This is a genomic window from Williamsia limnetica (assembly GCF_003217475.1).
Taxonomy (GTDB): Bacteria; Actinomycetota; Actinomycetes; order Mycobacteriales; family Mycobacteriaceae; genus Williamsia; species Williamsia limnetica.
On record NZ_QJSP01000013.1, the window covers coordinates 81,330 to 98,836 of the forward strand.

20 protein-coding genes are annotated in these 17,507 nt (G+C 64.8%); 12 read left to right on the top strand and 8 right to left on the bottom strand.

Annotation, left to right across the window (positions count from 1 at the left end):
- Nucleotides 1–26 precede the first annotated feature (26 nt).
- The gene (locus DFR67_RS21080; protein ID WP_110471460.1) at nt 27–551 is read left to right on the top strand and encodes a DUF6912 family protein; all 525 of its coding nucleotides are present in this window, start codon (nt 27–29) and stop codon (nt 549–551) included.
- 120 nt (nt 552–671) lie between these two features.
- Nucleotides 672–1,793 carry a ferredoxin reductase gene (locus DFR67_RS21085; RefSeq protein WP_110471461.1) on the top strand — a complete coding sequence of 374 codons (1,122 nt, stop codon included), beginning with the start codon at nt 672–674 and terminating at the stop codon, nt 1,791–1,793.
- 107 nt (nt 1,794–1,900) lie between these two features.
- Here the strand turns inward: DFR67_RS21085 and DFR67_RS21090 are convergent, their stop codons facing one another.
- Nucleotides 1,901–3,352 carry a DEAD/DEAH box helicase gene (locus DFR67_RS21090; protein WP_110471462.1) on the bottom strand — a complete coding sequence of 484 codons (1,452 nt, stop codon included), beginning with the start codon at nt 3,350–3,352 and terminating at the stop codon, nt 1,901–1,903.
- A 418-nt stretch (nt 3,353–3,770) separates the two neighbouring features.
- Between DFR67_RS21090 and DFR67_RS21095 the strand changes: the two genes are divergently transcribed.
- Both DFR67_RS21095 and DFR67_RS21100 read left to right on the top strand, forming a co-directional pair.
- Nucleotides 3,771–5,069 carry a fatty acid desaturase family protein gene (locus DFR67_RS21095; RefSeq protein ID WP_110471463.1) on the top strand — a complete coding sequence of 433 codons (1,299 nt, stop codon included), beginning with the start codon at nt 3,771–3,773 and terminating at the stop codon, nt 5,067–5,069.
- 150 nt (nt 5,070–5,219) lie between these two features.
- A complete protein-coding gene (locus DFR67_RS21100) occupies nt 5,220–6,473 on the top strand; it encodes a fatty acid desaturase family protein (RefSeq protein WP_110471464.1) in 1,254 nt (417 codons plus the stop codon).
- A 77-nt stretch (nt 6,474–6,550) separates the two neighbouring features.
- On the opposite strand, the gene rsgA is transcribed toward DFR67_RS21100, so the two are convergent.
- Both rsgA and aroA read right to left on the bottom strand, forming a co-directional pair.
- Entirely contained in the window at nt 6,551–7,543 is a 993-nt protein-coding gene (rsgA, locus tag DFR67_RS21105; protein ID WP_110471552.1) for a ribosome small subunit-dependent GTPase A, read from the bottom strand.
- A complete protein-coding gene (gene aroA, locus DFR67_RS21110) occupies nt 7,540–8,802 on the bottom strand; it encodes a 3-phosphoshikimate 1-carboxyvinyltransferase (RefSeq protein WP_110471465.1) in 1,263 nt (420 codons plus the stop codon). The genes rsgA and aroA overlap by 4 nt, the downstream gene beginning before the upstream one ends.
- Nucleotides 8,803–8,935: 133 nt before the next feature.
- Between aroA and DFR67_RS21115 the strand changes: the two genes are divergently transcribed.
- The 3 genes from DFR67_RS21115 to DFR67_RS21125 all read left to right on the top strand — a co-directional run bounded on the left by DFR67_RS21115 (nt 8,936) and on the right by DFR67_RS21125 (nt 10,930).
- Nucleotides 8,936–9,685, top strand: a complete 750-nt coding sequence (locus tag DFR67_RS21115; RefSeq protein ID WP_110471466.1) for a hypothetical protein — start codon at nt 8,936–8,938, stop codon at nt 9,683–9,685.
- 121 nt (nt 9,686–9,806) lie between these two features.
- Nucleotides 9,807–10,544, top strand: coding sequence for an SOS response-associated peptidase (locus DFR67_RS21120; RefSeq protein ID WP_110471553.1), 738 nt, complete (start codon nt 9,807–9,809; stop codon nt 10,542–10,544).
- Nucleotides 10,541–10,930: a DUF5313 family protein gene (locus DFR67_RS21125; RefSeq protein WP_110471467.1), complete on the top strand. Its 390-nt coding sequence runs from the start codon at nt 10,541–10,543 to the stop codon at nt 10,928–10,930. Before DFR67_RS21120 ends, DFR67_RS21125 begins: the two co-directional genes overlap by 4 nt.
- Before the next feature lie 6 nt (nt 10,931–10,936).
- Here DFR67_RS21125 and DFR67_RS21130 read toward each other — a convergent pair whose 3' ends face one another.
- The gene (locus tag DFR67_RS21130) at nt 10,937–11,416 is read right to left on the bottom strand and encodes an aminoacyl-tRNA deacylase (RefSeq protein ID WP_110471468.1); all 480 of its coding nucleotides are present in this window, start codon (nt 11,414–11,416) and stop codon (nt 10,937–10,939) included.
- 107 nt (nt 11,417–11,523) lie between these two features.
- On the opposite strand from DFR67_RS21130, the gene DFR67_RS21135 reads away from it, so the two are divergent.
- Complete coding sequence (locus DFR67_RS21135; protein ID WP_110471469.1) at nt 11,524–12,240, top strand: sigma-70 family RNA polymerase sigma factor; 717 nt, start codon at nt 11,524–11,526, stop codon at nt 12,238–12,240.
- Complete coding sequence (gene rsrA, locus DFR67_RS21140) at nt 12,237–12,545, top strand: mycothiol system anti-sigma-R factor (protein ID WP_110471470.1); 309 nt, start codon at nt 12,237–12,239, stop codon at nt 12,543–12,545. The genes DFR67_RS21135 and rsrA overlap by 4 nt, the downstream gene beginning before the upstream one ends.
- Nucleotides 12,546–12,620: 75 nt before the next feature.
- Here rsrA and DFR67_RS31610 read toward each other — a convergent pair whose 3' ends face one another.
- Nucleotides 12,621–12,695: a 50S ribosomal protein bL37 gene (locus DFR67_RS31610; protein WP_369758845.1), complete on the bottom strand. Its 75-nt coding sequence runs from the start codon at nt 12,693–12,695 to the stop codon at nt 12,621–12,623.
- Between the two features lie 162 nt (nt 12,696–12,857).
- Here DFR67_RS31610 and DFR67_RS21145 point away from each other — a divergent pair, with 162 nt between their 5' ends.
- Complete coding sequence (locus tag DFR67_RS21145) at nt 12,858–13,076, top strand: biotin/lipoyl-binding carrier protein (protein WP_084834957.1); 219 nt, start codon at nt 12,858–12,860, stop codon at nt 13,074–13,076.
- Between the two features lie 40 nt (nt 13,077–13,116).
- Nucleotides 13,117–14,613, top strand: coding sequence for a sensor histidine kinase (locus DFR67_RS21150; protein WP_110471471.1), 1,497 nt, complete (start codon nt 13,117–13,119; stop codon nt 14,611–14,613).
- A 141-nt stretch (nt 14,614–14,754) separates the two neighbouring features.
- On the opposite strand, the gene DFR67_RS21155 is transcribed toward DFR67_RS21150, so the two are convergent.
- Together DFR67_RS21155 and DFR67_RS21160 are read right to left on the bottom strand one after the other, a co-directional pair.
- The gene (locus DFR67_RS21155) at nt 14,755–15,009 is read right to left on the bottom strand and encodes a WhiB family transcriptional regulator (protein WP_023955875.1); all 255 of its coding nucleotides are present in this window, start codon (nt 15,007–15,009) and stop codon (nt 14,755–14,757) included.
- A 269-nt stretch (nt 15,010–15,278) separates the two neighbouring features.
- The gene (locus DFR67_RS21160) at nt 15,279–16,250 is read right to left on the bottom strand and encodes a diacylglycerol/lipid kinase family protein (protein WP_110471472.1); all 972 of its coding nucleotides are present in this window, start codon (nt 16,248–16,250) and stop codon (nt 15,279–15,281) included.
- 118 nt (nt 16,251–16,368) lie between these two features.
- On the opposite strand from DFR67_RS21160, the gene DFR67_RS21165 reads away from it, so the two are divergent.
- Nucleotides 16,369–16,836, top strand: a complete 468-nt coding sequence (locus tag DFR67_RS21165; protein ID WP_110471473.1) for a hypothetical protein — start codon at nt 16,369–16,371, stop codon at nt 16,834–16,836.
- A gap of 15 nt (nt 16,837–16,851) precedes the next feature.
- On the opposite strand, the gene DFR67_RS21170 is transcribed toward DFR67_RS21165, so the two are convergent.
- Complete coding sequence (locus DFR67_RS21170; protein ID WP_110471474.1) at nt 16,852–17,505, bottom strand: acid phosphatase; 654 nt, start codon at nt 17,503–17,505, stop codon at nt 16,852–16,854.
- Nucleotides 17,506–17,507 lie beyond the last annotated feature (2 nt).

A 17,507-nucleotide genomic window follows, 5' to 3' on the forward strand; every position in this document is an offset into this window, starting at 1 on the left:
CTCCGTCGTGCTTCCAGAAAGGTCACATGAGAATATATCTACCCGCGACGCTGTCGATGTTGGTGGCGCTCAACGAATCCGGCGACTTCAGGCCGGTGGGTGGTACGGCGTTCGCGCTCACCCCCGCTCTGCGTGAATCGTATGTGGACGGTGACGACGAGGAGCTCGCCGAAGCCGCCATCCGCGAGGCGGCGCGGGCGTCGTTGCGACTCATCGCCGCCGACAGCGACGACGAGCCCGTCGAGTCCGCGGATGCACCGGCATTGCCCGCGCGTCGAGTGGTGATTGCCGCCGACATCGACGAGGTCAAGTTGCGCCCGGATCTCGATGCCGCAGTCGTGAAAGTCGGCGCAGTGGTGCCCCTTTCGGCTGTCGCATCAATACTCGTCGACGGCGCGGACGCCGAGGACAAGGTGATCAGAGCTGTTGCACTGGTCGATTCTGCCGATCTCGGGGACGAGGACTCAGAGCTCGCAGTCGGTGATGTCGAGGACTTCGACCTGGGCTGGTATGCCACCCAGGAGCTGCCGTTCCTGCTCGAGCTGCTCTGATCGGGACAATATCGGCGTTGACTGGTCACAGGTGACCTACCTCATCTGGCGCGACGGCGTCGCCTAACCTACGGCCTAAGTAGGTTAACGTGACACGGGCTCGTCGAATGGAGGCATCAAGTGGGTTGGCGTGAACGATTGGAAGAGCCGGTACGGGACGTCGCGAGTCGCCACCGGGCGATGAACACCATTCGCGCGCTCGCGGCCCGGGTCACCACGCCACTGCTTCCTGACGACTATCTGCACCTGGCCAACCCGCTGTGGTCGGCGCGCGAGCTGCGCGGCAAGATCGTCGAGGTCCGGCCCGAGACCTCGGACTCGGCCACGATCGTCATCAAGCCAGGCTGGGGCTTCTCCTTCGACTATCAGCCCGGCCAGTACATGGGTATCGGCGTGCTGGTGGAGGGCCGCTGGACCTGGCGGTCGTACTCGCTGACGTCCGTACCGCTCACCTCGGGTGAGGGGCGCAGCAAGCTGGTGTCGATCACCGTGAAGGCGATGGCCGAGGGATTCCTCTCGGGTCACCTGGTGAACGGTTTGGCGCCGGGAACTGTCGTCAGGCTGGCAGCGCCGCAGGGCGAGTTCGTGCTGCCGGCAGTGCTCCCGGACAAGCTGCTGTTCGTCACCGCCGGTAGCGGCATCACACCGATCATGTCGATGCTGCGCACCATGGCCTCGCGTAAGCAGCACACCGATGTGCAATTGGTTCACTCGGTACCAACCGCAGATGACGTGATGTTCGGCGAAGAGTTGAAGGAGCTAGAGGCCCAAGGCCTGTTGCGCACTCACATACAGCTGACCCGGAGCCAAGGCAAAATCGACGAAGCGCGGCTCGATGCACTCGTCCCGGACTGGGCGCAGCGGCAGACCTGGGCGTGTGGTCCCGCGCCGCTGCTGGATTCGCTGACCCACATGTGGACGCAGGCCGATCGGCGCGATCACCTACACATCGAACGCTTCGCACTCGAACGGGGTGAGGTCGGGGCCGAGGGCGGAACCGTCACGTTCGCCACCACGGGGAAGACCGCCACGGTCGACGGGGCCACAACACTGATGGCGGCGGGGGAGGCCGCGGGCGTCCAGATGCCGTTCGGCTGTCGGATGGGCATCTGCCAGAGCTGCGTCGTCATGCTCGGTAAAGGCTGCGTGCGAGACCTGCGAAGTGGCACCGAACACGTTGAGGGCGAACGCATTCAGACCTGTGTCAGCGTCGCAGCCGGTGATTGCACGCTGGAGGTCTGACCCCCCGGCACTTGCCCCACGACGCACAAACCCACCCGTACCAGGCAAACCCACCCGCTCGAGCGGGTGGGTTTGCCTGTAACAGGTGGGTTTGTCGTCAGAAATTGCTAGCGGGCAGAACCGGTACGGCTGGTCGTGCTGGTGCGACGGCTTCCGCCACCGCCGGTATGGCCGCGGCTGCGACCGTTTTCAGCGCGACCACCTTCGGACCGTGCGCTCTGACCGCGCCCGCGACCCTCATACGGCGCGGAACCGTTGGCGGTCGGACGGGCGGGGCGACGGCTGCCGCCGGAACGGCTGCTGCCGGGCGCCTTGGCCGTGCGGTTCGGGACGTTGCTCACCGCAGGCGGGGCCACCAGGTCGGCGGGCTCGCCGACGAGTGCCTTGAGCTGCTCGGAGTCCGAGGTCACCTTGATCGGGGTGGCCTTGATCGCGGCCTTGCGCAGCAGCTGCGACATGTCGCGACGCTGCTCCGGGAGGGTCAGGGTGACCACATCGCCTGCGCTGCCTGCGCGGGCGGTACGGCCCGAGCGGTGCAGGTAGGCCTTGTGCTCGGTCGGCGGGTCCACGTGCACGACCAGCTCGACATCATCGACGTGGACGCCGCGGGCTGCGACATCGGTGGCGACGAGAACGCGTGCCTTGCCGCTGGAGAAGGCCAGCAGGTTGCGGTCGCGAGCACCCTGCGAGAGGTTGCCGTGCAGGTCGACGCTGGGGATACCGGCGTCGGTGAGCTGCTTGGCCAGCTTGCGTGCCTGGTGCTTGGTACGCATGAACAGGATCCGGCGGCCGCGGCCCGAAGCCAGGGCGAACACGACGCCCTTCTTCGAGTCCTGGCCGGACACCTCGAAGATGTGGTGGGTCATCGCCGAGACGTGCGAGGTGGCCTCATCGACCGAGTGCATGACCGGCTGGTCCAGGAACCGCTTGACCAGCTTGTCGACGCCGTTGTCGAGCGTCGCAGAGAACAGCAGGCGCTGTCCACCGGTCGGAGTGGCGGTGAGGATGCGGGTGACTCCGGGCAGGAAGCCCAGGTCAGCCATGTGATCGGCCTCGTCGAGCACGGAGATCTCGACGCGGTCCAAACGCACGAGGCGCTGGCGCATGAGGTCTTCGAGGCGACCGGGGCAGGCCACCACGATGTCGACGCCGCCGCGCAGTGCAGATGCCTGACGGCCCTGCGGAACGCCGCCGAAAATGGTGGTCACGGTCAAGCCGAGGGCTGCTGCCATCGGCTGGACGACCGCGGTGATCTGGGTGGCCAGCTCGCGGGTGGGGGCAAGGATCAGGCCGCGGGGCCGTCCGGCGCCCGCAGTGGTGCCTTCGGCGAGCCGGGCGACCATCGGGATGGCGAAAGCCAAGGTCTTGCCGCTGCCGGTCTTTCCGCGACCGAGGACGTCACGTCCCGAGAGGCTGTCCGGCAGGGTATCCGCCTGGATGGGGAAGGGGGCGGTGATGCCGCCGGCGGTCAGCACCTTGACCAGGCGCGGGGGTACACCCAGAGCGGCGAATGAAGCCGTATCGGGGGTGGTTGCAGTGGAATTCGAAACAGGAGTCATCAAAGAATCACGTTTTCCGTTTTACGCGGTGTCTCGAGCACGATTCACCGCTGGTGGGCGCGACTGCCGCACGCCTGGGCCGGTTCAAACTCGGCCACCGGTGTGGGTGGGCAGTAACGATCGCCGTGTGAATAGCTCAGTGGGTTTGATCGACTCGTAAAGATGAGCGCCGAATCTCTTCGGCGGCCGTATCACGAGGAAGCAGTTCCACGACGGTTCCGCGCATTTGGCGCGGAGTACCCGACAACTATAGCTCGCAGAGGGGACAAAAGTGGTCTCGGTGGAGGCGTGAGGTGAGTCTCACCCCACTGGACAACTTACGGTCCCGGAACCTACGATGGCGTAAGTTACGTATCCGTAGGTTGCTCTCAGCTTCGACGCTGACCCTCCGTGCAGAGTACCCAGAGGAGTTTTCTCGATGGCTATTTCCGATATTCCCGAGTACGCCCACCTGACCGACGCCGATGTCGAAGCCCTCGGCGCGGAGTTCGACGCCATCCGTCGGGACATCGAAGCCGACCGCGGCGAGCGCGATGCCAAGTACATCCGGAACACCATCCGCTTTCAGCGCACCCTCGAGCTGTCCGGGCGGGCGTTGCTCTTCGGAGCTCGTGACCGCAAGTTGTGGGCGCTGGGCGCCGGTGCGCTGGGTATCTCCAAGATCGTCGAGAACATGGAACTCGGCCACAACGTCATGCACGGACAGTGGGATTGGATGAACGATCCCGAGGTGCATTCGACCAGCTGGGAGTGGGACAACACCGGCCCGTCGGCGCACTGGAAGCACACCCACAACTACATCCATCACAAGTACACCAACGTCCTCGGCATGGACGACGACGTGGGCTACGGACTGATCCGGGTCACCCGTGACCAGCGGTGGAAGCCCTTCAATCTGGGCAACATCCCGTTCAACACACTCCTCATGCTGTTCTTCCAGTACGGCGTTGCCGTCCAGCACCTCGAGCTCGGTCGTGTGGCCGCAGGCAAACACCCGAACCCGGAGGCCTTCAAGAAGGACCTCAAGGACGTCGGCATCAAGGTCGGCAGGCAGATCAGCAAGGACTACGTGGTCTACCCGGCGCTGGCCGGAGGTGCCAACCGGTCGTGGAATGCCTGGGGTCGGGCAATGACCGCCACCTTCGTCGGTAACACCATCCGCAACATCTGGACCAACGCCGTGATCTTCTGCGGACACTTCCCGGATGGGGCCGAGAAGTTCACCAAGCGGGACATGGAAAACGAGACGCAGGCCCAGTGGTATCTGCGGCAGATGCTGGGCAGTGCCAACTTCCATGCCGGCAAGCCGTTGGCCTTCATGAGCGGAAACCTCTGCTACCAGATCGAGCACCATCTGTTCCCGGACCTGCCGAGCAACCGATTGGCCGAGATCTCCGTGCGGGTCCAGGCGTTGTGCGAGAAATACGACCTGCCGTACACGACAGGCCCCTTCCTGGTGCAGTACGGCAAGTCATGGCGGACCATCGCCAAACTGTCGTTGCCGAACAAGTACCTCAAGGCCACCGCTGACGACGCGCCCGAAACCGCGTCCGAGCGTCGTTTCAAGACCGATCCTGAGCAGCGACTCGTGGCGGCCATCGATCCGGCGACCGGCAGACGCAGCGGTCTGCGCAGCGCGATCAAGAACCTGCGCCGCAAGCGGTCTCCGGTCATCAGGTTGCGTCGCTCGCAGGCGGACGGCGTGCGGGCTGCCTGATCACCGCGTCCGGTTCGCCAGTACACCGGAACGCGTGGACAATGAATCGACACACACTACGTCCAGACCCCTGGCGGGCTGGTCGAACACGAGCGGGGGCGCCGCAAGCGTCGCCCCGGGGACTACGCCGGCGAGGAGTGATCACGCGCAATGGCAATCACTGACATAAACGAATACGCGCACCTGACCGAAGCGGATGTCGAAGCACTCGGCGCCGAGTTGGACGCGCTGCGTCGCGAGATCGAGTCCGATCGTGGCGTGCGGGACGCGCGATATCTGCGTCGCACGATTGCGGCACAGCGCATCCTGGAGGTCGGTGGCCGACTGACCCTGCTGGGCAGTCGCAACCGGGGTTTCTGGCTCGCCGGGACCGCCATGCTGTCGGTTGCCAAGATCATCGAGAACATGGAACTCGGTCACAACGTGATGCACGGCCAGTGGGACTGGATGAACGACCCGGAGATCCACTCGACGTCCTGGGAATGGGACATGGTTTGTGCTTCCGAACACTGGAAGCACTCCCACAACTACATTCATCACAAGTACACGAACGTCATCAACATGGACCACGACGTGGGCTATCGGCTTCTCCGGGTCACCCGCGACGAGCCGTGGCAGTGGAAGCACGCCACCCAGCCACTGGCAAACCTGTTGTTGGCGGCCACCTTCGAGTGGGGGATCGGGCTGCACGACCTGGAGATCAAGGAATATCTGGCGGGCAACAAGCCGAAAGAGATCGCGGTACCGCAGATCAAGTCTTTCGGCAGGAAAGTGGCCCGGCAGCTGGCCAAGGACTTCGTCATCTTCCCGTTGCTGTCCGGCAAGGCCGCCCGTCGCACGTTGACGGCCAACCTGACCGCCAATGTGATCCGTAACTTCTGGGCCTACGTCGTCATCTTCTGCGGGCATTTCCCCGACGGCGCAGAGAAGTTCACCGAGGAGACGTTGGTCGACGAGACCCACGGTCAGTGGTACCTCCGGCAGATGCTCGGCACCGCGAATTTCAAGGCCGGACCCGCGATGGCGTTCATGAGCGGCAATCTCTGCTACCAGATCGAACACCATCTGTACCCGGACCTGCCGTCCAACCGCTACGCCGAGATCGGTGTCCGGATCCGCGAGCTCTGCGAGAAGTACGACCTCCCGTACACCACCGGCTCGCTGTCCGGCCAGTACTGGCAGACGTTCCGGACCATCAGCAAGCTGTCGCTGCCCGACCGTTTCCTGACGGCGACAGCGGACGATGCTCCCGAGACCGCGTCGGAGAAGAAGTTCACCGGCCTGCGCGCAGCTGCGACTGTGCGCGGTAAGCAGTTGGCTGCGGCAGGCGAAGAGAAGCGAGCCGGCCTGAAGACAGCGATCGCCGAGGTCGCCGCGAAGCGGAAAGCCTTGCGCGCCAGCTGAGTTTCAAACGCTCCACAAATGCGACGACGCTCCACAAATATGTGGAGCGTCTTCGCATTTGTGGAGCGTTTGGTGGGTCAATCCCAGGGGTTGGCGACACTGAGGGCGACCAGCAACTCTCGGACCGCCATCGCGCGCCGGTGGTGCTGACCGGTCAGCGCGTCGAGCGCGCATTCCGGATCGGCCGGAGGGCCGAAGTGGGTGCAGCCTCTGGGGCAATTCTCGATCGCGGCGCTCAAGTCGTCGAACGCCCGGATGACGTCCTCCGGGCCGATGTGGGCCAGTCCGAAGGACCTGATCCCCGGGGTGTCGACGACCCAGCCGCCACCGGGCAGCGGCAGGACGACCGACTGTGTGGACGTGTGCCGTCCCTTGCCGACCCCGGATACGACGGCCGTCGCGCGGTAGGCATCGGGCACGAGCCGATTGATCAACGTCGACTTGCCGACGCCGCTGTGCCCGATCAGGGCGGTGATCTTGCCCGCCAACAGTTCTTGTGCCGGCTCGAGTGGGTCGTCGCGTCCGGCGATCAGGACCGGCAACTCCAGGTCGGCGAACGCCGCCCGGAATGATTCTGGATCGGCGAGGTCGCCCTTGGTCAGGCACAACACCGGCGTCAGGCCGCCGACGTAGGCTGCCGCCAAAGCTCTTTCGACGAATCCGGTGCGCGGCGGGGGATCGGCGAGGGCGGTGACGATGAGGAGCTGGTCGGCATTCGCAACGACGATCCGCTCGTACGGATCGGTGTCGTCGGCGGTGCGGCGAAGAACCGTTCGGCGCTCGGCGACCCGCACGATGCGGGCGAGGGTGTCGGTTTTGCCCGACAGGTCACCGACGACCGACACGTCGTCACCGACCACGATCGGAGTCCGGCCGAGTTCGCGTGCCCGCATGCACACCACCCGGGTGCTGGGGTCGTCTTCGAGCACGACACCCCACCGACCACGATCGACCGAGACCACCATCGCGGTTTCGGCATCGTTGTGTTCCGGACGGGTCTTGGTCCGCGGACGACTGCTCTTGCCCGGGCGCACCCGGACATCGGACTCGTCGTACTGCCGCTTGCTCAACCGCGGATCATCCCGGCCCACATCGCAGGGAAGTCGGGGAGGGTTTTCGCGGTGGTCTGTACGTCGTCCACCTGGACTCCCTCGGTCACCAGACCCACCAGCGCGCCCGCTGTGGCCATCCGGTGATCTGCGTACGCGTGCCACAGGCCGCCGTGCAGCGGCGCCGGGTCGATGACCAAACCGTCGGAGGTCTCCCTGCACCCGCCGCCGAGCCTGGTGATCTCGGTGACCAGCGCCGCGAGACGGTCGGTCTCGTGTCCACGCAGATGCGCGATCCCGGACAACTCCGAAGGTCCCTCGGCCAGTGCACACATCGCGGCGACGGTCGGCGTCAACTCGCCGATCGCACTCATATCCCAGGAAATGCCCTGCAACACACCCGGTCCGGTGATGGTCAGCACTCCGCCGGTGACAGCGCTCCGGCACCCCATGGCCTCGAGGATGTCCACGATGACGGCTCCGGGTTGGGTGGTGCGCGCCGGCCATCGGGGGACGCTGATCTGTCCGCCGGTGACGGCGGCCGCCGCCAGGAACGCCGCGGCGTTGGACAGGTCCGGTTCGATCTGCCAATCGACGGCGCGTACCGGCCCCGGCGCGATGCGCCAGCGGTCGGCGACTGTCGTGTCGACCTCGACGCCGGCCTCGCGCAACATGTCGATGGTCATCTCGATGTGCGGCATGGACGGAACCGGCTCGCCCACGTGATGGATGGTGAGGCCTTCAGTGAACCGGGCACCGGAGAGCAGTAGGCCGGACACGAATTGCGAGGACGCGGAGGCATCGACGGTGACGTCACCTCCTCGTACCGCCCCGACACCGCGAACGGTGAACGGTAATGCGCTGCCGTCCACATCGACGCCGATGTCGCGCAGCGCGTCGAGGATCGTGTGGAGCGGGCGGGTGCGGGCCTGCTCGTCGCCGTCGAACTCGACCTTGCCGTCCGCGAGTGCGGCCAGTGCGGGAACGAAGCGCATGACGGTTCCGGCCAGACCGCAATCGATCACCGCACCGTGCATCGATGCCGGGGTGATCGTCACCCGGGTGGGGTCGGCCGGATCCGTGTCGACACCCACACCGAGCGACTCGAGGGCGGAGAGCATCAGATCGGTGTCGCGACTGCGCAGCGTGCCCGCCAGGGTCGACGGGCCGTCGGCGTGCGCCGCGATGACCAAAGCCCGGTTGGTGATCGACTTGCTACCGGGCAGCGTCACCGTGGCGTGCACAGGCGCCGGAGCGTACGGGGCATTCCAGGCATTCACCTGGTCAGTCTTTCACGTCCCCCGTCACCGCCCCAGATCGTTTCCTCGTCCACTGGTTGACCTGCTGGAATGAAGTCTGTCGAATGATGGACAAGCCGGGGCTTTCGCGCGGTGTGGCCGCTATGTTCTTTTCATGAAACTTGGCATCCACCGCAGCGGCGCAGCGATCGCCGTGTGTGCGGCAGCACTTTTGACCCTGTCGGCCTGTTCGAGCGATTCGTCCGACTCCGGGGATTCGTCTCAGAGCGCGGCCCCCGCGAGCAGCGCCGGGCCCACCGCGGCCGAACTCGACGCCCGCGCCGAAGACCTGATGCTCGCAGAATCGGACTTCCCGCCCGGTGGCGAGTACATCATCATGGACAAGGCGGCCATCGACGCCGACGATGACTCCGATCCGGAGGTCACCCCGGCCAACTGTGCGGCCATTGCCGAGATGGACGAGGGCACCGAGGCATTCGACCGAGCCAAGGTCGAATACTCCCTCGAGGATGGCAGCACCATCGAGACCGAGGTGGTCCTCGGCCAGAACGGCAGCCTCGAGCAGGTCGCGAGCGACATCGCGGCCTGCCCCGCGATGACCATGCGCGGCCCACTCGACAGCGGCGGCGAGCTGGTTGCCGAGATGGAGAACTCGACTGAAGAGGTCGAAGGCAGCACGGTTCCCGCCACCACCATCATCAGCAGCGGAACCGCGACCGTCGGCACCGAGAGTGTGCCCATCACCATCCGGTCCACAGGCGCTTACGTGGACGGCACGACGGTCAGCGTCCAGATCACCCTGACCGGTGAGACGGCCGGCAGCTGGAACAACGCCGATGATGCGTTCGTCGTCGAACTACTCAACAAGCAGATCGCCAAGGTCCAGGAGGCCGCCGCAGCCTGACGCAGCGCATCCGAGTCCGGCGCCTCTCGATTTGTCGAGGGGCGCCGTGCTGCGTCGACCGGTCCGTGGCGTGGGGATATCGGTGGGAGCGGGGTGTCGGACGGGGTGGATAATGACGTTCATGTGCGGTCGATACGCCACCACGGCGAGTACTTCTGATCTGGTCGCGGCGTTCGATGCCGCCTTGGCCGAGGACGACGCGAGCACACTCGACCGTCCGTCGTACAACGTCGCGCCGACCACGACGGTGCCGACCGTCCTCGAGCGAGCAGAGCGGTCGGATCCGGATGACCCCGACTCCGAACCCGCCGTCACCCGGCAGCTGCGCCCCCTGCGCTGGGGTCTGGTGCCCAGTTGGGCGAAGGACCCCAAGATCGGCAGCCGCATGATCAACGCCCGCTCGGAGACGTTGACCGAGAAACCATCGTTCAAGGCGGCGGCGGCACGGCGGCGCTGCATCCTTCCCGCTGCGGGATTCTTCGAGTGGACCAAGGATGCCGACGGCAAGAAGATCCCGTACTTTCTGCACGACCCCGACCAGCCCATTCTCGGATTCGCCGGCCTGTACGAGCTGTGGCCCGACCCCGAGAAAGCCAAGGACGATCCCGACCGATGGCTCTGGACGACCACCGTCATCACCCGTCCGGCGGCGGACGCGTTGGGCCACATCCATGACCGCACCCCGGTGATCGTGACGCCGGAGCTGCAGGACCGATGGCTGGATTGCACCAGCGGAAAGGCCGATGTGGCCCGCGAATTGCTCGACGCCCTACCCGAACCGCACCTCGAGCCCTACCGGGTATCGACGGACGTGAACAACGTGCGCAACAACCGTGCCGATCTCATCGAGCGCGTGTGAGTACCAAGGACACCCCTAATCCCCTGCAGGTGGTCAAATACCTGCTCGGCCGACCGCTCCCGGAGTCGATGCGCGACTGGGTGGTCCGGGACGTGACCGGGCCGGGCAGCAGACGCCGCTACATCATCCGAGGCGTACTCCCGTTCGTACCGATCCTGCTGGCTTTCGCACTGCTGGTCCCGGGCCCGTTCGTCTACCGCATAGGCATGATCGCGCTCCTGCTGATCCCGCTGGTGTATTTCGAGATCGCCTTGATGAGCATCTACCGACGGCACCTGTTGACCAGCAACGGTCTGGACGGGAGCCTCATCGACGTCAAGCGTCAGGCCCGCCGCGAGGTCACCAGGAGCGAGTACGAGGCGAACTACCCACGAAACCCGGACTGACCGCAGTCAGGCGAGGATGTCTGCGACCACGGCGCCGCATACGGCGATGAGGTCGCCCGGGGCGAGTTCGATCTCCAATCCGCGCTTGCCCGCGCTGCAGAACACGGTGTCCCACAGATGCGCGCTGTCGTCGACCACTGTCGGAAGGGCCTTCTTCTGTCCGACGGGAGACACCCCGCCGAGTACATAGCCGGTCACCCGCATGACGTCTTTCGGGTCGGCCATCGCGGCTTTTCCGGTGAGGCCCAGGGCCGCGGCGGCTGCTTTGAGCGACAGCCGTTCGGGCACCGGGATCACTGCCACCGCAAGTGTGCCGCCGACGTCGATCACAAGCGTTTTGAAGATCTGTTCGCCAACGGCTCCGGCGCCGGCCATGTGGGTGACGGCCTCAGGGCCCCATGCGCCGTCTGAGGTGGTCGCGTACTTGTGCACACGATGGTTGATCCCGCCCAGGTCCAGGGCCTTGATCGCCGCGGTTGCCGCCATAGCCGGTCATTCTCCCAGGAGGTTTGGATGCAGCGTCGGCGAAAGTCGACTCATCCGGAACAAGCCACCTCGGCGCGGTGTTGAGTCATCTGCGAAGGAGGTGTGGTGTGCACAGTAACTCGGAAGAGACCGGGTCGGTAGGCTTGCTCGACAGACTTGATATTCCCGCGGGTCTTGAAGGGATTGTCGTGACAGAAGCCGAAGCAGCAGCCGAAACACCGGAAGAGCAGTTCGCCCGTTTTGAGCGTGATGCACTCCCGTTGCTCGATCAGATGTATGGCGCCGCATTGCGCATGACGCGCAATCCCGCGGACGCAGAAGATCTGGTGCAGGAGACCTACGTGAAAGCGTTCACCGCTTTCAAGTCGTTCAAGGCCGGTACCAACCTGAAGGCGTGGCTGTACCGCATCCTGACCAACACCTACATCAACGGATACCGCAAGCGGCAACGCCAGCCTGCGCAGTATCCGACCGACGAGATCACCGACTGGCAGTTGGCCGCTACTGCGGAACACACGTCCGCCGGATTGAGGTCTGCGGAGATCGAAGCGCTCGACGCGCTGCCGGACGACGACATCAAAGCGGCTCTGCAAGAGTTGCCCGAAGACTTCCGGATGGCCGTGTACTACGCCGACGTGGAGGGTCTGCCGTACAAGGAGATCGCCCAGATCATGGACACGCCCATCGGCACCGTCATGTCGCGGTTGCACCGCGGCCGTAAGCAATTGCGCGATCTGCTCGGCGATGTCGCGCGCGAGCGAGGATTCAACAGAGGAACTTCCGGCCGTAGCGCCGGCGGCCAGGAACAGGAGGTTGCCCGATGAGTACTGGAGACGTAGCGGGCCGGGGATCGCCCGAAGACATCGATGAAACCGAACGACTCGATTGTTCGGCTGTCATCGCGGACGTCTGGCTGTTGCTGGACAACGAGTGCGACAGTCACGCCCGGGCACGGCTGCAATCCCACATCGACACCTGCGCACCCTGCCTCGAGCACTACGGCATCGAGCAGCAGTTGAAGAGCCTGGTGAGCCGCAAATGTGGTGGTGAGCAGGCTCCCGCCGGTTTGCGTGAGCGCCTGACCCTGGAAATTCGAAAGACCGTGATCATCCGCGAGACGCGCGGATAGTTTTCACTTCCTTCGCGCGCGCGGGACGATCACGGCCTGACAAAGGGGCCGAGCCCCGGTGAGGACCAACGCCGATCAGGCGTTGGGACGCTTACCGTGGTTCGCGGCATTCTTCTTGCGGGCCCGCTTCTTACGTCCACGCTTTCCCATGGCAGTCTCCTTTCGACAGCGATCCATTGTGACACGTCAGCAGGCGAGGGTGAAAATGTGCCGACTGCGTCGGTGATGAAGCCATAGACCGCGTCGCGAAGAATCGACTGCGCGCTCCCGTGCGATAGGTTGATACGGAAAACCAACTCCGGGAGGATGGCGATGTCAGAAGAGGTCGTGGCAGAGATCGTGGCGAGCGTTCTCGAAGTGGTCGTCACCCCCGGTCAGACGGTGGATGCGGGCGACACCCTGGTGTTGCTGGAGTCGATGAAGATGGAGATTCCGGTGCTGGCCGAAGAGGCGGGCACGATCACAGAGGTCAAGGTCAAGGTCGGCGAGGTCATCCAGGCCGGAGACCTCATCGCCGTCATCGAGAATTGATACCTGGCGAGCCAAGGCGACACCGGTAGGCCCGTTCCTGATGTCGACTCTGTCTGAGCTGCTCGCCGAGCACACCGAGCTGATCGGCTCCGCGGGTGCACACCTGCAGCGGGTCGTGGCGGAATGGCAGTTGCTCGCCGATCTGTCGTTCGCAGACCTGCAGTTGTGGGTGCATTCGCAACGCAGCACCTCCGATGCGCACGGCGAGGGCGGCACCCAGATGGTGTGTGTGGCGCAGTGTCGCCCGAACACCGCGCCGACGGTCTTTCCGACCGATGTGGTGGGCACCTCGATAGCGGTAGACGACAATCCGCAGGTCTTCGGCGCTTTGGCATCGGGACGGATTCTGCGTGAAGAAGATCCGACCTGGGTCGGTTCGGTCGCGATCCGCCGGGAAGCGGTCCCCGTGCGTTTCGACGGCGCTGTGATCGCTGTACTCGCGCGAGCGATCAACCTGACGCAGCCCCGATTACCTTCACCTCTCGAGGTGTCCTACCAGGACTGCGCGAACGACCTGTGCCAGATGGTGTCAGAGGGGTCCTTTCCCCAGCACGAGGGCAATCCTCGCGGCCTGTCGACCCCACGGGTGGGCGACGGCTTCATTCGCGTCGACGAGCACGGCGTCGTGCAGTACGCGAGTCCCAACGCGTTGTCTGCCTATCACCGCATGGGGTGGAACTCCGAGCTCGGTGGAAACGATCTCGCTGATGTCACGGTCTCGCTCTTGACCGATCCCTTCGAATCAGAAGAGGCCGCGGCGATGTTGAGGGCCGCCGTTGCCGGCGAGGCCGGCATGCGGATAGAAGCGGACGCACACCGTGCGACGGTGTTGATCCGTGCCGTGCCGTTGCGCCCGCGGGACACCCTGGTGGGGGCGGTCATCCTCGTGCGCGACGTTACCGAGGTCAAACGTCGTGACCTCGCGCTGATCAGCAAGGATGCGACGATTCGCGAGATCCACCACCGGGTGAAGAACAACTTGCAGAGTGTGTCGGCGCTGCTCCGGCTCCAGGCCCGGCGGACCTCCAACGCGGAGGCGAAACAGGCCCTAGGCGAGGCAGTTCGCCGGGTGGCGTCCATCGCGCTTGTCCACGAACTGCTTTCCGGGAGTGTGGATGAGGAAGTCGACCTCGACGTCGTCATCGATCAGTTGGTACCCGTGATGGCCGATGTGGCGTCCGGTGGCAGTCAGGTCACCGTGCGCAGGGTCGGCAAGATCGGCGTCCTGAAGTCTGATCTGGCCATGCCGATGGTGATGGTGCTCACCGAACTGATCCAGAACGCAGTGGAGCACGGCTTTGCCCCGGAACAGTCCGGGCGGGTGCTCATCGATACCTCGCGCAGTACCCGTGAGCTGGTTATCACCGTGCACGACAACGGAAACGGCTTACCAGACGACTTCGACCCCGCCAAGTCCGATCGACTGGGACTTCAAATCGTCCACACGCTGGTGCAGATCGAACTCGCGGGCCACCTGGAACTCCGGGGTGGACCGCACGGGGGCACCGAGGCGGTCTTGACCGTCCCGCTGCGCTGAAATGCGTTGCGGCTCTGTAGTGATGGCGGCCACAACGGCTGAAAGTCATTCGGGCCCTTGAACAACACAAACCCGGTGGCGTATGCCACCGGGTTGGTTGTCTGTTTGGTGGTCTCTGGGCTGTGACCACCCTCTCGGTGTCTAGACCGAGCTGCGGGTGCGGCTGCGTGCGTTACGCCGCTTGAGCGCACGACGCTCGTCTTCGCTCATCCCGCCCCAAACGCCTGCGTCCTGTCCCGACTCCAGTGCCCATGTGAGGCAATCAGCTGTAACCGGGCAGCGGTTGCAGACGAGCTTCGCATCAGCAATTTGTGCGATTGCCGGTCCACTGTTTCCCACCGGGAAGAACAGCTCCGGATCCTCGTCGCGACAAATTGCGTTGTGACGCCAGTCCATCCTACTGCTCCTTCAGGCGCCTCTTCGCGCCACTCGTAACCGTCAGTTCATGTGTGCGTATGTTTTGTTTCCGCACTGTTGCTTGTGAATACTTTCACGAATCCAGATGAAGTCAATGGTGTTGCGTTAACACGTGGGCAATATCACTGTGTAGGGGGTGCCTTCATGGGTCCACCACCCTTTGTACTACTCTGCAGCCGATTGCGCCCGTGATTTAGCGGGGAAACCGGGTGTGACCTCGGACTCCTCCTGTGTGAAGAGTCACTGTTTCACGACTTGGGAGCGACAACCTCGACCGCGGCGGCCCTGCACTGCACCATCAAAGCGGTCCGTGTTCCAAGGTATTCGCCATCCATCTGCATGTCGATAGGTTCGGTGCTGGTAATTTCCACGGCGTTCACATCGTCGGCCCGCAGCAGGTGCCGGACGTGGGGCGTGGCCCTGGTCGAGAGAAGCTGGCGGGCAAGCGGCAGATTCCGGATGGGGTTCATCGACCGCGAGGCGAAAACGCCGAGACGATTGTCGAAGTTGGTACCGGGGTTCGTCTCGATGGGCCGGGTACCCAGGTAGGTCCATGGGCTCGCATTCGAGACGAAGGCGAAGTGCACGCCGTCCACGGGTTCGGAGTCGGGTATCCGGACGGTCAACGTCGGTGTGTCGCGCGCGGCGCCGATGAACGTGCGCACGGTCGTCCAGAAGTATCGCCCCGCAGTGGCCGGATGTCCGGCCGTGCGCTGCTGTTCGATCGACTTGATGACCCGGGCGTCGACACCGAGCCCGGCGTTGAACAGAAACCAACGATTGTCGGTGTGCCCCAGGCTGACTCGTCGTCGCTGGCCGGTTGCCAGCAGATCCACGAGTTGGCCGGTCGCCTTGAGCGGGTCCGGGTCTATGCCCAGCGCACGTGCGAAGACGTTGGCACTACCGCCGGGAACCACCGCGAGGGCGGGCGACGGCAGGCCGGCCGCAGGCATGTCGGGGGAGTCGAGGAGACCGTTGACGACCTCGTTGACGCTGCCGTCGCCGCCGTGCACGACCACCACGTCATAGCCCTCGATCCGAGCCTGCGCTGCCAGCTCGCCGGCATGGCCGCGATGAGTGGTGTGCTCGACGGTCACGTCGAAGCTGTTGGGCGCGCTCCGCACGTCGCCAGGACGCCGCAACGACGCAGTCAGGGTGTTGAGCAGCGCATCCCGGCCGGCCTCGGTGGTCGAGGTGGCGAAGGGGTTGACGATCAGCATCGCGCGCACGAGAAGTGAGCCTAGCTGCAGACTGCGCGGTCGTCCCCTTTCGGCTGCTCGCGCAGCTGCCGGCGGTCCTGTCCACGGCACCACCCCGCCAGCCATTAGTCTGGTCCGCGTGTCTGAAACTCCTCCTCCCATCAATGTGCGCCGCGCGGGCGCGATAGTCACTCTCGAAGGAGTGATCGCTGTCGGGGCCGCGATCTGGATGGTGATCAGGGAGCTGATGGGTCACAAAGAGGACTTCATCAGCGGATACGGGACCGCGGCGTGGTTCGCCATTCTCGGCGGCGGTGTCCTGGCAGGCGGTGTCGCATTGCTGACCGGTCGACGCTGGGGGCGGGCGATCGCGGTGGTCGCGCAGATTCTGCTGCTGCCCGTCGCATTCGCATTGATGACCGACAGCAACCTCCCCCTGATCGGCACCCCACTGCTCGTGATCCTCGTCGCGGCGTTGGTCTGCCTGTTCAGCCCGTCGGCCATGAAATGGTTTGCGGCGGCATACGAGATCGACCCTCCGGCCGATGACGTGGACACCGCGCCGCCGTCGAGGAAGTCACCCGTGAAGAAGAAAAAGCGCTCCTGATCGCCTGACGGTGGATCAGACCGCCGTGCGCACATGCGCCGGCCGCCCGGCGTCCACGTAGTCGGCGCTGCGGTAACCGGTGATACCCATCGACTGGATCTGCCGGGTCTCACCGTCGAAGCCGAGCACCGCCACGGATGCGGGCAGCATCGCGAAGTGCGCGCCGAACTCCACGGGCGAACCGATCCAGCGGGCGAGGAGCGATCGGGAGAAATGTCCGTGCCCGATCACGACGACGCTTCTGGTGAGCAGGCAATCCAGGAGTTCGTCGATGACGCTGTCCATCCGAGCGCTCATCTGTGCAGGCGATTCCCCGCCAGGGCCGCCCCGGCTCCACACCGTCCACCCGGGATCGGTCTCGCGGATCTCCGGAGTCGTCAAGCCCTCGTAGGTGCCGTAGTCCCACTCGCAGAACTCCTCGCCGGTACGGCTGATCTGAAGTCCCGCCAGTTCTGCGGTGTGCATGGCGCGTCGGCGAGGAGACGAGAGCACCAGAGGGTCGGTCAGCAGCAGTTCGTCGAGCGGTTCGCGCAGGCTCTTCGCCTGTTCTTCGCCGAACTCGGTCAGGGGTATGTCGCTCGATCCGGTATGTTTGCCGGTCTTGGACCACTCCGTTTCACCGTGTCGGATGAGGATGAGGCGATGAATGGCCGATGCGGAAGCAGTCACTC